This is a genomic window from Roseovarius litorisediminis, assembly GCF_900172295.1.
GTDB lineage: Bacteria > Pseudomonadota > Alphaproteobacteria > Rhodobacterales > Rhodobacteraceae > Roseovarius > Roseovarius litorisediminis.
In genome coordinates this window covers 149003-165306 of the sequence record NZ_FWFL01000005.1, presented here as the reverse complement: position 1 = coordinate 165306, position 16304 = coordinate 149003, and the positions used below count along the sequence as shown (strand labels likewise).

Below are 16304 nucleotides of genomic sequence, written 5' to 3'. Positions count from 1 at the left end.
TCACCCAAAGACGGCCGTTACAAGATCGAGGAGCCCGCGTTTCACATCCGCATCATCGGTGAGCGGTTCAATCATTGCTGCCTCAATCGCGCGGTCCACGCTCATGCCGGTGGCGATGAGGGTGGCCGCATAGACGATAAGACGGGTTGAGACACCTTCCTCAAGGTCCTGACCTTTCAGGCCGCGCAGCTTGCCGGCAAGACGGACAAGCGGGGCGACGCGATCGGCGGACAGGCCGCTTTCCTGCGCGACGACCTTGATCTCAAGCTCGGGCGTGGGAAAATCGAACTCCATCGCGACAAAACGCTGACGGGTTGAGGGTTTGAGGGTCTTGAGGATGTTCTGATAGCCCGGGTTATAGGACGCCACGAGCATGAAGCCGGGGGCGGCTTCCAGTTCTTCGCCGGTGCGGTCAATGGGCAGAATGCGCCGGTCATCAGTCAGGGGGTGCAGAACAACTGTGACGTCTTTGCGGGCCTCGACCACCTCATCGAGGTAACAGATCGCGCCCTCGCGCACTGCGCGGGTCAGGGGCCCATCGACCCAGACGGTTTCACCGCCCTTGAGAAGGTAACGACCAATCAGATCCGCCGCCGACAGGTCATCATGGCAGGCGACCGTATAGAGCGGGCGACCCAACTGCGCGGCCATATGCGATACAAAGCGGGTCTTGCCGCAGCCTGTCGGACCTTTGAGCAGAACCGGCAGGTTGTTATCCGAGGCGGCCTGAAACAGGGCGCATTCATCGCCCTGTGCCAGGTAGAAGGGGGCGTCGGCCGCCCCCTTTTGTTGTTGTGTCATGGCTCCGTCCATCTGTCTCACTCCGCAGCGACAGTGGCGTCGGTCGAGATCACCTCTTTACGTGGAACCAGCAGGGCATAAAGGAAGAGCAATACGCCCAGCAGAACCACCACACCGGCGCCAAAGCGCATCCAGTAGAAGATGGTGATCGAGTCCTGCACGTCCATGTAATATTCGCCCACCACGCGTTGCATATGGGTCTGAACGGTGCCTGCAAATGTCAGCGTGAAGGTCATGAAGACCATGCCGCTGGACATCAGCCAGAAGGACGCCATGTTGAGCACCTGGTTATAGGGATCACGGTTGCGCAAGATTGGCATTGCATAGCTGAAGATCGCCAGATTGAGGCAGACATAGGCACCATAAAAGGCCAGGTGCCCGTGCGCCGCGGTGATCTGCGTGCCGTGGGAATAGTAGTTGACCCCGTGTAACGTGTGCAGAAAACCCCAAACGCCCGCGCCAAAGAAGGCCAGTGTGGCACAGCCCAGCGACCACAGCAGAGCGGCCTTGTTGGGGTGATCCCGGCGGCCCTTCCAGACCATGACAAAGGCAAAGGCCATCATCGCGAAGAAGGGAACAATTTCAAGGCTGGAGAAGATCGAGCCGATCCACTGCCAGTACCCCGGCGAGCCGATCCAGTAATAGTGGTGGCCAGTGCCAAGGATGCCCGAGAACAAAGCGGCGGCGACAATGACATAGAGCCATTTTTCAACCACTTCGCGGTCAACCCCGGTCAGCTTGAGCATCAGGTAGGCCAGGATCGAGGCCATGATGAGTTCCCAGACGCCCTCGACCCAGAGGTGAACAACGTACCACCAGTATTGTTTGTCGAGCGCCAGGTTTTCCGGGTTATAAAAGGCGAACAGGAACAAGAGCGCCAGTCCCCAGAGGCCCAGCAACAGGATATTGGTGATCGCGGTCTTGCGGCCCTGAAGCACCGTCATGGTGACGTTGTACAAGAATATCAGCGCGGCCACGACAATGCCTAGCTTGACCCATTTGGGCTGTTCAAGAAACTCGCGTCCCTCTTTACCCAAAAGCCAGTTGCCTTCGAACAGGTTGAAGACATAGGTCAGCACCACGCCCAGTGTACCGACCACAAGGATGATCAGCTGGAGGTAGGCCAATTTGGTCGAGTGAATCTCGCGCTCGGCCTCTTCGGGGATCAGGAAGTATGCCGCGCCGAAGAAACCCAACAGCAGCCAAACGATAAGAGAGTTGGTGTGCAGCATGCGAATGATATTGAAGGGCAGAAGTTCGGATAGGGTGTTGGGCATGACATAGACCCATCCCGCCAGAAGCCCGCCAAGGATTTGAACCGCGAACAGCGCCAGAGCCACCCCAAAGTAGGCCAGCGCGATTTTCTGTGATTGGTATTTCATTGGTTTGATCCTTTCTCAGCCGGCGTCATTCGGCGGCCAGCCCTGTGCATCGATGGAATCGACCCAAAGCAGGAAGTCGGACAGGGCACGCACCTCTTCATCGGTGAGGTTGAATTGGGGCATCTGACGTCGGCCTTCGATGCCGCTTGGTTGTGCGTCCATCCATCCCTTGAGGGTTTCAAATGCGGCCTCGGGGTCATCAGCGACGCCCCAGCGGGTCGTCACGTTGGCCAGTTCCGGTGCAAAATACGCGCCTTCACCCATGATAGTATGGCAGTTGATGCAGGCGTGTTTTTCCCAGAGCTTCTTACCGTGGGCGACGCTTTCAGTCAGCGTTTCGGCATTGGTCGAAGTATTGACTATGTAGCGGTGCGAATGCACCGACAGGCCAAGGAAGATGATGATGAAGAACAGTGACCCGCCGTAAAAGATGTTCCGGGCCATGCTCTTGGTCATGACTTCGCGCATTGCGGTCTCCTTTGCGCGTTAATGCGAATGGAGGAACTGTGCGGGGGTGCTGCAAGATGATCCTTGACCAAAGTCAACGGCAGGGGTGTGATTGGTTAATTCTGGGCATAATGGTCAGGTTTCGCGCTGTTTCTTGGGGCCCGTGAAGGCGGGCCAGAGGGAAACCGTGAAAAGGACAAAGGCCGCAATCCATAGTGCGCCGGTGGCCAGAATCGCTGGGACATACACGTCACCCGACAGCGTTGAGGCAATCCATCGCAGCCCGGCAGCAGCGGCGATCAGGCCATAAGCCAGCGCCACGGCACGCGGGGCGATGAGCGCGCGGCCGGTATGGCCAAGGATTGCGCGGCTCATGACGGCGACGGTCATGCCGCCAATTGCGCCAATGCCCAGAACATGCAGGGATGCCACCTCGCTGCCCCACCCCAAAAGACTGGCCCCCCATAGGATCAGCCCCAGACCCAGCATTGCCATACCCAGATGCAGCGCCCAGAGGATGGGCTGGCCAAGTGTCCAGAGTGGACGCCAGAAGCTGATGCGCAACAGGTGCAGCACGCCGCCAGAAGCAGCCAGCGCACCAGTCAGGGTGTCGGGCGCGCGCAAGAGCAGAGTTAACGGGACAAGGGCGATCAGCAAGATGGCGGCCAAATCAACGGATTTGCGGGTACGCGGTAAGGTGTTTTCGGCCACGCCTGCGCGATTCATGGCATTGCGGGTAAAGCCCGGCGTGACGCGTCCGCCCAGTACGGCGATCATCAGGCAAAGCGACAAAAGCCCGACGCGAAGGCCGGTATAAAGCGTATCGTCGGCCAGGCCCATCCATTCCAGATGCACCATCAGGTTCCCGGACCATACAAGCGCCAGAAAAGCCAGAAATGCCATGTTTTGCGGTTTGGGGCGTTTCATCAACATCAAGGCAATCTTGACGCCCAGCAGGGGCAGAAAGGCCAAATCAATCAGGGCAACACCAGCGGGCGGTAGGGTGCCCGAAAACCAGACCGCCAGGCGACCCGCCAGCCAGATCAGCGCCGCGAGGGTGACAAAGTGTTTCGCGGCCCCCTTGCCGCCGGTCCAGTTGGGCACGGCCGTCAGAAAGAACCCGCCCAGCGCGGCGCTGGCATAGCCAAAGATCATCTCGTGCGCGTGCCAAAGGTGCGCGGCGCTGGCGAATGGCATGTCGCCAACCGTGCCGCCGGCAGCATGGATGCCCAACCAGACCTCCCACACCAACAGGGCGAAGATGGCGTAGAGGCCAGCGGCCAGAAAGAAGATGCGATGGGGTTCGGAAAGGACACGTTTCAGATCGGTTAGCATCTCTTTCACCATTTCTATTTGCGAGCTCGGCGTTTCAGGACCGGGCAGGTTTCGGCGTCATTCATCACCACCTGGCAACGCAGGCAGAGAACGCATTCATTTGGGTTGATCCGGCCCAGAGGGTCGATCGCGCCAACAGTGCATTTGGTTTCGCACAAACGGCATTCGCGGCCGCATTGCGGGCGGCGGTGCAGCCAGTCGAAAATTTTGAGTTTTGCGGGGATCGCAAGCGCCGCCCCCAGCGGGCACAGATAGCGGCAGTAGAACCGTTCGATGAACAGGCCAGCGGTCAGCAGGGCCAGAACAAAAAGAACAAAAGGCCAGGCGCGGATCATACGCAGGGAAATGGCGGTTTTAAACGGCTCGGCCTCGGCCAGGATCAGCGCGTCCTTCATCGAATAGAACGACAGGGCAAGGATCGTCACAAAGAGGGTATACTTGATGATCCACAGCCTTTCGTGCAGCGCGTGGGGTACGGCAATCTGCGGCACGCCAAAGCGCCGGGCGGTAACATTGGAAAGCTCCTGTAACGCGCCGAACGGGCAGAGCCAGCCGCAAAACACGCCCCGGCCCCAGAACAGCATGCCCAGCGCAACACCGCCCCAGAGGGTGAAGATCACCGGTTCGATCAGAAAGGTTTCCCAACGGAAGCCCGAGAGCAGCGATTGCAGGAAGGCTACCACCTGCACCACCGAAAGCTGGCCGTTAAGGCCCCAGCCCAGCCAGAAAAGGGTAAGCGTCAGGAAGGAAAGGCGCAGACGCAGCCAGAGCCGGGGGCGGCGCACCAGCGATTCCTGAAACAGCATGATCAGGGTCAGAAAGCCCATCATCGCCATGACACTTGCCGTCGCAAAGCGTTTTTCCAGCCAGCGCTGTTGCCATAGGGGGGCGGCTTCGGGTGGGGGCGCGATGATATAGCTGTCGGGCAGGGTATAGGCGACAGAGGTGGTAAAGCTGACATCACCCCCCGCAGCAGCAGGGCGCGAGGCGGTGAGTTCCAGTGTAAAGGGTTGGGCCGGATCAAACCCGTCACCGGGCAGCTGAAAAATGCTGCGTTCCTTGAATTCGGGGGCGCCGAGGGCCGCAAGATGGTCGATTCGGGTATAGCCCGATTTGGTCAGGGCGATACGTGCCTCGCCCTGCACCAGTTCAAGGCGGTCAAAGGTGCCTGATTGGCGCCATTTGGTACCGCGATGGGAATAAAGGCCGCGCGAGGCAACAAAAAGCGCCGCCTCGCCCGGGCCCAGCGCACCGACGGCGCGGGAATACTGCTGCTGACCCAGAATGTTACGGCCAATTGTGGGCGGATCAATCAGGGCGATCCATAGGTCGATGAAAGGCGCCTCGCCCTCTGGCACGGGCACCTTGGCGCCTTGCAGGGCCGCAGCCGCCTGTGTGAGGGTTACGGTTTGACGGGCAAGGGCGCCCTGGGCGGTCAGCGCCTCCCAACTGCGGGTTTCAAAAGTGATGCGGTCGATACCGCCTCCGGGCAAAAGGCCCCGGCCAATGGCAAGCGTACGCGCCGTGCGCAGGATCGAATCGCGAATTACACCGGTCGAGACCGTAGCGCGCGAGATGATGTCGGGCATGTCGGGGCCATCGCCGGGGCCATCGGACGCCATCAGGTCGACACCTGCAAAACCCCCGACAAACCGCGCGATGTCCTCATCGGACAGGCCAAGAGTAAGAATAGGTTCGCTGTGACGCATCAGTCTTGCCCCGGCAATCCGGCCCTTCAGGTCAACCGCAACCAGCACATCCAGCGGCTGCCCCGAATAGCCGACCGAGCGGGCAATTTCCCAGGTCGAGGCGATGTGACCCACAACGCCGGTCGAATCAGACACTGTCCAACCCGGAACAGGTTCGGCCTGTCGCTGAACCGTTGCCCCGCCTGAAAGAATCAGCAGCTCTGATGCAAGCCTTCTGGTTGGAACGCTGGGCTGGATGGCGCTTTCGGACAAAGGGCGTGCCACACTCTGCGCGTGCACGGGCAGGCCAGATATCAGGCCAGTAGCGAGAATACCCAACAGACAGGCAAGAGTGGTCATGTTCCGGATCATACCGCGACTGTCGCGCTGCGCGGCGCGCAAAGCGTTGACTTTTGTCAAGGCAGCAATGGCTTTGCCACGTCAGGCTGGCAACGCCTCACCAGCGGAATGGAGTTACCCAGATGAAACCTAGAAATGCCAGATGGCACACGGCGCTTTTGTCCGGCGCGGCCATGGCCCTGAGCCTTGCAGCCTCGGGCGTGTCGGCACAAGAAAAGCCGAAAGATCACGGCGATGATGCCTCAGCAGCCTATCAACCCAGCATGACAACGCTGGGGCAGATTCAGGTTGAGATTCCTGGTCGTAAGCCAGGTGACCCGGTCATGACGCCCAGCGAATACCAAAAAGCCAACACGATTTATTTTGAGCGTTGTGCCGGCTGCCATGGTGTGTTGCGCAAAGGCGCGACCGGCAAGGCCCTGACACCCGATGTGACCCGCGAAAACGGATTTGAATACATCAAGGACTTTATCACCTATGGATCACCGGCAGGGATGCCCAACTGGGGAACCTCGGGCGATCTGACCGAAGAAGAAGTCGACATGATGGCCCGCTACATCCTGCTGGAGCCAGCGGCGCCGCCAGAATTTGGCATGCCGGAAATGCGCGCAAGCTGGAAAGTACATGTGGCCCCTGCTGACCGGCCTACAAAAAAGATGAACGATATCGACATCGACAATCTGTTCTCGGTCACATTGCGCGATGCAGGTCAAATTGCCCTGATTGATGGTGCCACCTATGAAATCCTGTCGGTGATCGACACCGGCTATGCGGTGCATATCAGCCGAATTTCAGCCTCGGGGCGGTATCTGTTTGTGATTGGCCGCGATGCCAAGGTCAACATGATCGACCTGTGGATGGAAGAACCCGCAACGGTGGCGGAAATCAAAGTCGGCACCGAGGCGCGTTCGATCGAGACATCGAAAATGCATGGTTGGGAAGACAAGTACGCGATTGCCGGTTCCTACTGGCCGCCGCAATACGTGATCATGGATGGCGACACACTGGAGCCGCTCAAGATCAAGTCGACCCGGGGTATGATCTTTGACGAGCAGACCTATCACCCCGAGCCGCGGGTTGCTGCGATCCTTTCGTCGCACTTCCGGCCCGAGTTTATCGTGAACGTCAAGGAAACCGGCAAGATCCTGTTGGTTGACTATTCAGACATCAAAAGCCTGAAAGTGACCGAGATCGAAGCCGAGCGTTTCTTGCATGATGGCGGTCTGGACAGCACGAAGCGCTATTTCCTGACGGCGGCCAATGCCCGGAACAAGGTGGCGGTCATCGACACTAAAGAAGGTGATCTGGAAGCGATCATTGAGACCGATGGTCAGACACCTCACCCCGGTCGTGGCGCCAATATCAACCATCCAACGTACGGACCCGTATGGGTAACGTCGCATCTTGGGGATGATACGGTCGCGATAATCGGGACAGATCCCGAAGGGCATCCTGAACATGCCTGGAAGATGGTGCAGCAGCTTTATGCGATGGGCGGCGGATCACTTTTCGTGAAAACCCACCCGACGTCCGAACATCTGTATGTCGATGCGCCGCTGAACCCGGATGCCGAAGTTTCAGGTTCGGTCGCAGTCTTCAAGGTGGCTGATCTGGCCCAGGAAGAGCCCGAGTTCACCGTGCTGCCAATCACGGAATGGTCCGGGATTGCCGAAGGCCAGCCCCGCGTTGTGCAGGGTGAGTTCAACAAGGACGGGAACGAGATCTGGTTCTCGGTCTGGAACGCGGCGGATCTGGAATCGGCCATCGTGGTGGTCGACGACAAGACGCTGGAGCTGAAGCATGTGATCAAGGACGAGCGCCTGGTCACACCGACCGGCAAGTTCAACGTCTACAACACCCGCGCCGACGTTTACTGACGGCGCCCGCCGGGGGGCCCATGCCGGGCCCCCCGGTATTTCAGGACTTCATAAAACCACCCAAGGAGCCAGCGACATGACAGGGACAGGCAAGGTCTATCTCATCGGGGCCGGACCGGGTGATGTTGATCTTATGACCATGCGCGCGATGCGCATGCTGGGCGAGGCAGATGCGGTTGTGTATGACCGGCTGGTCAGCCCTGAAATTTTGCAGCTTGCCCCGGCGACCGCACAGATGGTGCCGGTGGGCAAAGCCCCGAAATGCCATACGGTCCCGCAGGGTCGTATCAATGAAATTCTGGCTGAACTGGCCCGCGACGGCCTTACGGTGGCGCGGCTGAAGGGCGGTGATCCGCTGATATTCGGCCGTGGCTCGGAAGAGGCCGCCTATCTGATGGATCGCGGTATTGCGGTGGACTATGCGCCGGGGATTACCGCGGCACAGGGCATGTCCGCTGGCACCGGAGTGCCGCTGACCCACCGTGGCCTGGCGACTGGCGTGCGCTATGTCACCGGGCATCGCGCCGCCGACAAGCGGCTGGATCTGGACTGGAAAAGCCTGGCCAGCGAAGAAACCACTTTGGTGGTTTACATGGGGGTGGCCAATATCGCCGAGATCGCCTTGCGGCTGATGGGCGAAGGGATGCCCGCCACTCTGCCGGTCATGGCCATCTCGAATGCCACGACCCCGCGTGAGACACGGTTGGTTTCGCGACTGGACCGTATTGGCGTCGAGATCGCCGAGGTGCCGTTACGCGCGCCGGTGCTGTTTGTGATTGGCCATGTCGTGTCGCTTTATCGTGAAAGGGCGGTTGCCGAAACCCTGCCCGAAGCTGCGGTGATGGTGGGTGAATAGGGTCACGCTCATTCTGGCGTTTACCGCCCTGCCCGCCGTGGCGGGTGAGCCCGATGCCCTGGCGCTGGAGCGGCTGGTGCGGCAGGATTGCGGATCGTGCCATGGGCTGACCCTCAAGGGCGGGCTGGGCCCCGACATCCGACCCGCCGCACTATCGCATTACAAGACCGATACGCTGAAAGCCGTGATCCTTGACGGCATTCCCGGCACGCCGATGCCGCCATGGCGACCATTGCTGAGCGATTCCGAGGCGGGCTGGATTGCCGAATATCTTCTGACGGGAGAGAGCCCATGAAACCTGTCCTTCGTTTTATAAAAAACTCTGCCCCCACCGAAGGCATCCGATGTCAGATATTGGCGATGGCGATAGCGGTTCTTGCGACCTGCAGCACCCCGCAAGCTTTGCGGGCACAGGCGACGGGCGACCTGGGGCTGGTAGTAGAGCGCGCCAGCGGATCACTTTTGGTAGTCGACCAGTCAGATCGTGCCAGCATCGGGCGGATCACCGGGTTGGGTGATCTTTCCCATGCCTCACTGGTCTATTCGCCGGATGAGCGATTTGCCTATGTTTTCGGTCGCGATGGCGGGCTGACTAAAGTGGATATTCTGGCGCAAAAGATTGTGCGCCGGGTCATGCAAGCGGGCAATTCGATCGGCGGGGCCATTTCAGATGACGGGCGGCTGGTGGCTGTTTCAAACTACGAGCCGGGCGGCGTACGGGTGTTTGATACAGACACGCTGGAGATGGTGGCCGATATTCCGACGGGCTGCAAAACCATCGGGCTTGTGGATGTTCCGGGCACAAAATTTGTGTTCTCGCTGTGGGACACGGGCGAGACATGGATTGCCGACCTGTCTGGGGATGCCCCGCAGATCACCAAGATTCCCGGCATGGGCGCCAACCCCTATGACGCGCTGGTGACTGGCGATGGACGGACGTATATTGCCGGGCTTTTTGGCGAGGATCACCTGACCGCTCTGGACCTGTGGCAGGAACATCCCAAGCCGCAGACCATCCTGCCCGGATATGCCAAAGGGCGAGAGGGTCTGCCGGTTTACAAGATGCCGCATCTGGAGGGCTGGGCGCTGGCAGGGCATGATTTTGTGCTGCCCGCCATGGGCCAGCACGAAGTGCTTTGGGTCGACGCACGGACCTTGAAGGAAACCGGCAGAACAGCAACCCATGGACAACCGGTTTTCGCCATGGCACGTCCGGACGGACGGCAGGTCTGGGTGAATTTTGCGCACCCGCTGAACGACACGATTCAGGTGATCGACACGGTCACGAAAAAGATCATCCATCATTTCGAACCCGGCCCCGGCGTATTGCACATGGAATTCACCCCGCGGGGCCACGAGGTGTGGCTGTCGGTGCGCGATGCCGGCAAGATCATGGTCTATGACACCGGCACGTTTGAAAAGCTGCGCGAGATCGAGGCGGAAAGCCCGTCGGGCATCTTTTTTACCGCCCGCGCGCACAAGACGGGATTGTAAGCAATGGAAGGTGTAAGCGATCCTATCAATCAGGCATTGCTGGACGACTGGCAGCGCGGATTTCCGGTGACAGAGCGCCCGTTCGGTCTGCTGTCCGAATTTCTGGGCACAACCGAACAGGACGTAATCAATCGGCTACAAACCGCTATTACCACCGGCCGCGTGACCCGGATTGGTGCGACCTGCGCGCCCAATACGATATCCGCCAGTACATTGGCGGCCATAGCCGCCCCCGAAGACCGGATCGAGGAAGTGGCTGACATAATCGGCGAAGAGCCGGGGGTGAATCACTCATACCTGCGGGAAAACGACTGGAACCTGTGGTTTGTAGCCACTGGCCCGGATCGCGCCCATGTGGACAGGGCGCTGGCCCGCATTCAGAAACGCAGCGGATTGAGGGTTCTGGATTTGCGGCTTGTACGCCCATTCAACCTGGACCTTGGGTTCAGCCTTCGTGGTGGAGGCGCACGTTTACCTGTGGCGCGCCCTCCGGATACGAGCGTATTGCAGGAGGGTGACCGTGATGTCATGCAAGCCCTGATGCGGGGCCTGCCGATGGAAGAACGGCCCTATCAGGCGATCGCACGGCAACTGGCGCGTCCACAGGCAGAGGTGATCAACCGGATAAAGGTGCTGATTGGTGCGGGCATCATCGCCCGTCTCGGGGTGATTGTCAGACATCGCGCGCTGGGTTGGCGGGCAAACGCGATGGTGGTCTGGGATTTGCCCCACGATGCCATAACCGACGCTGGCCCGATGTTGGCGGCACATCCGGGGGTCACGCTGTGCTATGAGCGCACGCCGGTTGAAGGGGTCTGGCCCTATCGCCTGTATTCGATGATTCACGCCCGCAGCCGGGCCGAAGCTCTGAGTCACCTTGAGGCCGCAACGGAGTTGCCCGGATTGAAGGGTGTGCCGCATCTGGCGCTGTTTTCCAGCCGCTGTTTCAAACAGACCGGCGCGCTGGTGTCGGACAGAAAGGAAATCGCATGAGCCTTGATGCCACTGATCGTCTGATCCTAAATCATCTGCAGGATGGATTTCCAATCGGGCCAAGCCCCTATCTGAAGGTCGCGCAAGACCTGGGACTGAGTGAAGATGAACTGCTGAGCCGTCTGCAGCAAATGAAGGAGGCACGTGTCATCACCCGCTTTGGCCCATTTTTTGATGCCGAGGCGATGGGTGGCGCCTTTTGCCTGTGTGCCATGGCGGTGCCTGACGGAGAATTCGAAACGGTCCTGACTAAAGTCAATGCCAGACCCGAAGTCGCGCATAATTATGAGCGTAGTCATCGGCTGAACATGTGGTTCGTTCTGGCAACGGAATCCGAGCACGAGATTGAGGCGGTGGCCAAGTCCCTGGAGCGGGAAACAGGGCAGCGCGTGCTCTGTTTCCCGAAACTCAGGGAGTTCTTTATCGGATTCAGGGTTGCCGCATGACCATCGACGCCACAGACCGCCGGATCATTGCCGCCACCCAGGGAGGGTTGCCGCTGGTGCCCGAGCCCTATGCGCAGATCGCCGAAGACCTGGGCATAGAGGAAGCGGCGCTGTGTACCCGGCTGCGCGCGATGCAGGACCGTGGCGTGATCCGCCGGATCGCCGTGGCGCCAAACCACTATGCGCTTGGAATGACAGCGAATGGTATGTCGGTCTGGGATGTGGATGACGCGCGGATTGCGGAACTGGGCGCGAAGGTGGGCGCGCTGGAGTATGTCAGCCACTCTTACGAGCGGCCCCGCGCCCTACCCGACTGGCCCTATAATCTGTTTGCCATGATTCATGGATCCAGCCGCGAAGAAGTCGAGGAAAAGCGCGCACAGATCGCGGCACTGCTGGGTGATGCTTGCCGAGGCCGTGATATACTCTATTCGACCCGAATTTTGAAGAAAACCGGGCTGCGGCTGCGGTCAAAGGAGGGCTGAGATGTTTCGCCTGACAGAATACATGCACCAGCTGGTCGCCCCCACACCCGTGCGCCACCGGCGCGGATCGGGCGGCGTGAAACCAGTGGTGATCTGGAATCTGACGCGGCGCTGCAACCTGAAATGCCGCCATTGCTATACCGTGTCGGCAGATGTGCATTTTCCCGGTGAGCTGAGCCATGATCAGGCGATGGCGACACTGGATGATATGGGGGAATTTGGCATTCCAGCGCTTATCCTGTCGGGGGGCGAGCCGCTGGACAGGTTTGATTTCTACGACATTGCCAAGGCTTCCCGCCCTAAGGTTCGAATGCTGGCCCTGTCTACCAATGGTACCAAAATCCATGGTGAAACCGCTGACAGAATTGCCGATATCGGGTTTGATTATGTCGGGATATCCATCGATGGGATTGGCAAGACCAATGACTGGTTCCGCGGCGTGGACGGTGCCTTTGATGATGCGGTGCGCGGCGTACGCGAGTGCAAGGCACGCGGCATCAAGGTGGGGCTGCGGTTCACCCTGACCCGTGACAATGCCGAGCAGCTGCCCGAGTTGTTACAGCTTTGCGATGACGAAGGCGTGGACAAGTTCTATCTTTCGCATCTGGTCTATGCCGGGCGGGGCGACAAAAACCGTGGCGAGGATGCGGTACATGACCATACACGCAACGCGCTGGATCAGCTGATCGATCGGGCTTGGGTGGCCGCTGCCGAGGATATGCCGCTGGATATCGTGACTGGCAACAATGATGCTGACGCGGTGTATCTGATGCGATGGGCCGAGCGGCATTTCGATCAGGCCAGGTTGGATAACCTGCGTGATCATCTTGAGGCATGGGGGGGCAATTCGTCCGGTCTGGGGGTCGCAAACATCGACCACCAGGGCAAGGTGCATCCCGATACCTATTGGTCGGACTACACAATCGGGTCTGTCAAAACGACGCCGTTTTCGCAGTTATGGACCGGGGACGATCCGATGCTGGCGCAGCTGCGCCTGCGACCCCGCCCGCTTAAGGGGCGCTGCGGGCAATGTGCCTTTCAAAAGGTCTGCGGTGGCAACACCCGTATCCGCGCACTGCAGCTGACTGGCGATCCCTGGGCCGAGGATCCGGCCTGTTATCTGAGCAATGCAGAGATCGGCATCGAGGATGCCGAACGCCTGACTGTCACTCCCTTCCGAGGCAAACGCCATGATCCGGTTCACCGCTTTACTTAGTTTTCTGGTGCTGAGCAGTACCATGATAACAGACACTGTTCAGGCCCAATCTGCCCAAATATACGCAAATCAATGCGCCGAATGTCATGGGCTCGATCGCCTGGGTGGCACGGGGCCAGCGCTGATCCCGCAAACGCTGGGGCGGATGCGTGGGCCGAACCTTGAACAGGTGATCGCTCATGGCCGTGCGGCCACGCAAATGCCGGCCTTTGACGAGGTGTTGACGTCCGAACAGATTGCCGCGCTGGCCGGTTTTCTGCATGAGCCGTTGAAAGACGTGCCCGCATGGAGGCCGGAACAAATTACCGAAACCCGGTGGCTTGATCCCGACTACGAGGCTGCAGATGCCCCGGTTTTTGACGCCGATCCGATGAACATCACGCTGGTGGTGGAAACCGGCGATCATCATGTCAGCGTGCTTGACGGGGACACGTTCAACGTGCTGGACCGGTTTGAGACACCCTTTGCGGTGCATGGCGGGCCGAAATTCAGCCCCGACGGGCGCTATGTGTTCATCATGTCGCGCGATGGCTGGGTGCAGAAATACGATATCTGGTCGCTGCATCAGGTGGGCCGCCTACGTGCAGGCCTGAACAGCCGCAACATCGCGATGAGCGTGGATGGCTTACATCTAGCAGTGGCGAATTACCTGCCGATGACGCTGACAATTCTGTCGACGGCTGACCTGACGGTTGAAACCGTGATGCCGGTAATCGGTAAAGATGGTCGGGCAAGCCGGGTGTCGGCCGTTTATCAGGCACCCCAGCGCCACAGTTTCATTCTGGCGCTGAAAGATGCTCCGGAGATCTGGGAGGTAGCGACCGACCCAAATGCCGAACCGGTTTATGAGGGGTTCGTGCATTCGCGCGAAAAGGGGATGGTTGAGGCAATCCCGTCGTCCGAAGGGTTGTTCGCGCGGCGCCGGATCATGTTGAACGAGCCGCTGGATGATTTCTTTTTCACCGATGACTACCGCCACCTGATGGGCGCCGCACGGGGCAGCAACAGGGGTGTCGTCGTGAACCTGAACGTAGGGCGCGAGATTGCCGAACTGCCCCTACCCGGCATGCCGCATCTGGGGTCGGGCATTTCATGGGAAAAGGATGGCCGCCGTGTAATGGCCACGCCACATCTGAAAGAGGGCATGCTGTCGGTCATCGATACGGCTGACTGGACCATTCTGAAGACCATCAAGACCGAAGGCCCGGGGTTCTTTCTTAGAAGTCACGAGAATTCGCGCTACTTCTGGGCAGATGTGTTTTTTGGGCCGAACAAGGACGTGATGCACGTGATCGACAAGCAGAGCCTTGAGATCGTGAAAACCCTGCGGCCGGTACCGGGTGCCACCGTGGCACATGTTGAATTTACCCGCGATGGAAGTCATGCGCTGGTGTCGGTCTGGGAGGATGACGGGGCGGTGATTGTCTATGACGCCGTAACCCTCGAAGAAGTGAAACGTTTGCCTATGCGCAAACCGTCAGGAAAGTACAATGTCTGGAACAAGATCACCTTTTCAGAAGGCACCAGCCACTAAAGGCCACGCTGTGATCGTGAGCCACGGACAACCCTCCGACCCCGGGCCGGCCGAGGCGGTTCTGGCGAATTTTGCGCGGCAGGTGGCCGCCGTGCTGCCCGGCTGGCAGGTGGAAAGTGCCACGCTGGCGGCACCCGGGGCGCTGGACCGCGCACTGAAAGCTGTTGGCCCTGCGCCGCTGATATATCCGCTGTTCATGACCCAGGGCTGGTTCACTGGCGATGCATTGCTGGAACGGCTTGATGACCAACATGCGCGGGTGTTGTCGCCGTTCGGTACAGATCCGGGCCTGCCCGAGATGGCCGCCCGCAGCTTGCAGGCCACGTTGCGCGACACGGGATGGCAAGCGGAGGAAACACGCCTGTTCATCGCGGCGCACGGATCGGGACGCAGCCGCAATTCTGCGCGGGACACACAGCGGTTTGCCAGGGCCCTGGCGCAATTGATCCATTTTAACGATCTGCGGGTGGGCTTTGTGGAAGAGGCGCCGTTTCTGGCGGATATGGCCTTTGATCTGGGGGAGAAATCAATCTGCCTGCCGTTCTTTGCTGCCAAGGGCGGGCATGTGATTGACGATATTCCCGAAGCACTGGCGCTGGCCGCTTTTGAAGGTCTGGTGCTTGAGCCCATTGGCTGCTGGGAGGCGGCCCCTGCCCTTGTAGCGCGGGCGTTGCAGACAGAAATCACTGCAAAGGTTCCGGCATGACCGAAACGGGCCCTGCCTTTTCCAGGCTATACCTGCTGCTTTATCCGTTCACTGCTCTTGCGGTGGCGATCAACCTGTTCCTGCTGGGGCTGATGTGGCAAGCGATAGGCCTGCCCGCGATACCACCGCTGACGGCGCTGATGGCCTGCGTTCCGCTGGGCCTGCCGGTAAACTGGTGGATCACTAAATGGGTGCGCGGCCTGATTGACGAGGCCGAAGGGCGCAAATGACAACACCGCCCCGCCCGAGAGGGCAGGGCGGTGTTCAGCGTTAAAAAGCGTCAAGGTTTACTCGAAGGTCGCCAGATAGGCGATCAAGTTTTCGATATCGTCGTCCTTGCGCAGACCGGCAAAGGACATTTTGGTGCCTTTGATAAAATTCTTGGGCTTAGCCAGAAACTCGGTCAGGGACGCTTCATCCCAGACCAGTCCTTCGGCCGCTTTTTCTGCCAAGGCGTCTGAATATTTGAACTCTTCGTCGGAACCGGCCGCTTTGCCGACGATGCCGTTCAAAATCGGGCCAACCCGGTTTTTGGCGCCTTCACCGACCTGATGGCAGGCTTTGCATTTCTTGAAAACCTTCTCACCTTTTTCGGCATCACCATTGGCCAGCACAGGCATCGCAAGGCTGACGATAAGTGCCCCCGCAGTAAGTACAGATTTCATCATGTTATCCTTCTCCTTT

Annotated in this window: 17 protein-coding genes; 11 read left to right on the top strand and 6 right to left on the bottom strand. The window is 59.4% G+C overall.

All coding sequences use genetic code 11. From position 1 onward, the window contains the following. The 5 genes from PEL8287_RS11225 to PEL8287_RS11205 form a co-directional block, all read right to left on the bottom strand. Positions 1 to 801, bottom strand: coding sequence for a CbbQ/NirQ/NorQ/GpvN family protein (locus PEL8287_RS11225; protein ID WP_370737922.1), 801 nt, complete (start codon positions 799 to 801; stop codon positions 1 to 3). Between the two features lie 17 nt (positions 802 to 818). Then, complete coding sequence (locus PEL8287_RS11220; RefSeq protein ID WP_085892485.1) at positions 819 to 2183, bottom strand: cbb3-type cytochrome c oxidase subunit I; 1365 nt, start codon at positions 2181 to 2183, stop codon at positions 819 to 821. A 15-nt stretch (positions 2184 to 2198) separates the two neighbouring features. Continuing rightward, a complete protein-coding gene (locus PEL8287_RS11215) occupies positions 2199 to 2651 on the bottom strand; it encodes a c-type cytochrome (protein ID WP_085892484.1) in 453 nt (150 codons plus the stop codon). A 114-nt stretch (positions 2652 to 2765) separates the two neighbouring features. Continuing rightward, positions 2766 to 3965, bottom strand: a complete 1200-nt coding sequence (locus PEL8287_RS11210; RefSeq protein WP_085892646.1) for an NnrS family protein — start codon at positions 3963 to 3965, stop codon at positions 2766 to 2768. A gap of 14 nt (positions 3966 to 3979) precedes the next feature. Beyond that, complete coding sequence (locus tag PEL8287_RS11205) at positions 3980 to 6073, bottom strand: NosR/NirI family protein (RefSeq protein ID WP_306372184.1); 2094 nt, start codon at positions 6071 to 6073, stop codon at positions 3980 to 3982. A gap of 62 nt (positions 6074 to 6135) precedes the next feature. Between PEL8287_RS11205 and PEL8287_RS11200 the strand changes: the two genes are divergently transcribed. The 11 genes from PEL8287_RS11200 (at position 6136) to PEL8287_RS11150 (ending at position 15850) form a co-directional block, all read left to right on the top strand. Further along, on the top strand, positions 6136 to 7890 hold the full coding sequence (locus PEL8287_RS11200) for a nitrite reductase (protein ID WP_085892483.1): 1755 nt from the start codon (positions 6136 to 6138) through the stop codon (positions 7888 to 7890). Between the two features lie 76 nt (positions 7891 to 7966). After that, entirely contained in the window at positions 7967 to 8746 is a 780-nt protein-coding gene (gene cobA, locus PEL8287_RS11195; protein ID WP_085892482.1) for a uroporphyrinogen-III C-methyltransferase, read from the top strand. After that, positions 8739 to 9041 (top strand): c-type cytochrome, encoded by a 303-nt coding sequence (locus tag PEL8287_RS11190; protein WP_085892481.1) that lies wholly within the window; start codon positions 8739 to 8741, stop codon positions 9039 to 9041. Before cobA ends, PEL8287_RS11190 begins: the two co-directional genes overlap by 8 nt. 65 nt (positions 9042 to 9106) lie before the next feature. Continuing rightward, complete coding sequence (locus tag PEL8287_RS11185) at positions 9107 to 10240, top strand: cytochrome D1 domain-containing protein (RefSeq protein WP_085892644.1); 1134 nt, start codon at positions 9107 to 9109, stop codon at positions 10238 to 10240. 3 nt (positions 10241 to 10243) lie between these two features. Further along, positions 10244 to 11233: a siroheme decarboxylase subunit beta gene (gene ahbB / locus PEL8287_RS11180; RefSeq protein ID WP_085892480.1), complete on the top strand. Its 990-nt coding sequence runs from the start codon at positions 10244 to 10246 to the stop codon at positions 11231 to 11233. Beyond that, on the top strand, positions 11230 to 11679 hold the full coding sequence (locus tag PEL8287_RS11175) for an Lrp/AsnC family transcriptional regulator (RefSeq protein ID WP_085892479.1): 450 nt from the start codon (positions 11230 to 11232) through the stop codon (positions 11677 to 11679). Before ahbB (PEL8287_RS11180) ends, PEL8287_RS11175 begins: the two co-directional genes overlap by 4 nt. Then, positions 11676 to 12164: a siroheme decarboxylase subunit beta gene (gene ahbB, locus PEL8287_RS11170; protein WP_085892478.1), complete on the top strand. Its 489-nt coding sequence runs from the start codon at positions 11676 to 11678 to the stop codon at positions 12162 to 12164. The genes PEL8287_RS11175 and ahbB (PEL8287_RS11170) overlap by 4 nt, the downstream gene beginning before the upstream one ends. 1 nt (position 12165) lies before the next feature. Continuing rightward, positions 12166 to 13380 carry a heme d1 biosynthesis radical SAM protein NirJ gene (gene nirJ, locus PEL8287_RS11165; protein WP_085892477.1) on the top strand — a complete coding sequence of 405 codons (1215 nt, stop codon included), beginning with the start codon at positions 12166 to 12168 and terminating at the stop codon, positions 13378 to 13380. Further along, positions 13355 to 14914, top strand: a complete 1560-nt coding sequence (locus PEL8287_RS11160; protein WP_085892476.1) for a nitrite reductase — start codon at positions 13355 to 13357, stop codon at positions 14912 to 14914. The genes nirJ and PEL8287_RS11160 overlap by 26 nt, the downstream gene beginning before the upstream one ends. Then, positions 14871 to 15620: a CbiX/SirB N-terminal domain-containing protein gene (locus PEL8287_RS11155; RefSeq protein WP_085892475.1), complete on the top strand. Its 750-nt coding sequence runs from the start codon at positions 14871 to 14873 to the stop codon at positions 15618 to 15620. The genes PEL8287_RS11160 and PEL8287_RS11155 overlap by 44 nt, the downstream gene beginning before the upstream one ends. Continuing rightward, positions 15617 to 15850, top strand: coding sequence for a hypothetical protein (locus tag PEL8287_RS11150; RefSeq protein ID WP_085892474.1), 234 nt, complete (start codon positions 15617 to 15619; stop codon positions 15848 to 15850). The genes PEL8287_RS11155 and PEL8287_RS11150 overlap by 4 nt, the downstream gene beginning before the upstream one ends. A gap of 57 nt (positions 15851 to 15907) precedes the next feature. Here the strand turns inward: PEL8287_RS11150 and PEL8287_RS11145 are convergent, their stop codons facing one another. Beyond that, on the bottom strand, positions 15908 to 16288 hold the full coding sequence (locus PEL8287_RS11145; RefSeq protein WP_370737921.1) for a c-type cytochrome: 381 nt from the start codon (positions 16286 to 16288) through the stop codon (positions 15908 to 15910). Between the last annotated feature and the right edge of the window lie 16 nt (positions 16289 to 16304).

Coding starts and splice junctions, on each gene's coding strand:
- PEL8287_RS11225 (WP_370737922.1), bottom strand. CDS start 801: ATGACACAACAACAAAAGGGGGCGGCCGACGCCCCCTTCTACCTGGCA.
- PEL8287_RS11220 (WP_085892485.1), bottom strand. CDS start 2,183: ATGAAATACCAATCACAGAAAATCGCGCTGGCCTACTTTGGGGTGGCT.
- PEL8287_RS11215 (WP_085892484.1), bottom strand. CDS start 2,651: ATGCGCGAAGTCATGACCAAGAGCATGGCCCGGAACATCTTTTACGGC.
- PEL8287_RS11210 (WP_085892646.1), bottom strand. CDS start 3,965: ATGCTAACCGATCTGAAACGTGTCCTTTCCGAACCCCATCGCATCTTC.
- PEL8287_RS11200 (WP_085892483.1), top strand. CDS start 6,136: ATGAAACCTAGAAATGCCAGATGGCACACGGCGCTTTTGTCCGGCGCG.
- cobA (WP_085892482.1), top strand. CDS start 7,967: ATGACAGGGACAGGCAAGGTCTATCTCATCGGGGCCGGACCGGGTGAT.
- PEL8287_RS11185 (WP_085892644.1), top strand. CDS start 9,107: ATGGCGATAGCGGTTCTTGCGACCTGCAGCACCCCGCAAGCTTTGCGG.
- ahbB (WP_085892480.1), top strand. CDS start 10,244: ATGGAAGGTGTAAGCGATCCTATCAATCAGGCATTGCTGGACGACTGG.
- PEL8287_RS11175 (WP_085892479.1), top strand. CDS start 11,230: ATGAGCCTTGATGCCACTGATCGTCTGATCCTAAATCATCTGCAGGAT.
- ahbB (WP_085892478.1), top strand. CDS start 11,676: ATGACCATCGACGCCACAGACCGCCGGATCATTGCCGCCACCCAGGGA.
- nirJ (WP_085892477.1), top strand. CDS start 12,166: ATGTTTCGCCTGACAGAATACATGCACCAGCTGGTCGCCCCCACACCC.
- PEL8287_RS11160 (WP_085892476.1), top strand. CDS start 13,355: ATGATCCGGTTCACCGCTTTACTTAGTTTTCTGGTGCTGAGCAGTACC.
- PEL8287_RS11155 (WP_085892475.1), top strand. CDS start 14,871: ATGTCTGGAACAAGATCACCTTTTCAGAAGGCACCAGCCACTAAAGGC.
- PEL8287_RS11150 (WP_085892474.1), top strand. CDS start 15,617: ATGACCGAAACGGGCCCTGCCTTTTCCAGGCTATACCTGCTGCTTTAT.
- PEL8287_RS11145 (WP_370737921.1), bottom strand. CDS start 16,288: ATGATGAAATCTGTACTTACTGCGGGGGCACTTATCGTCAGCCTTGCG.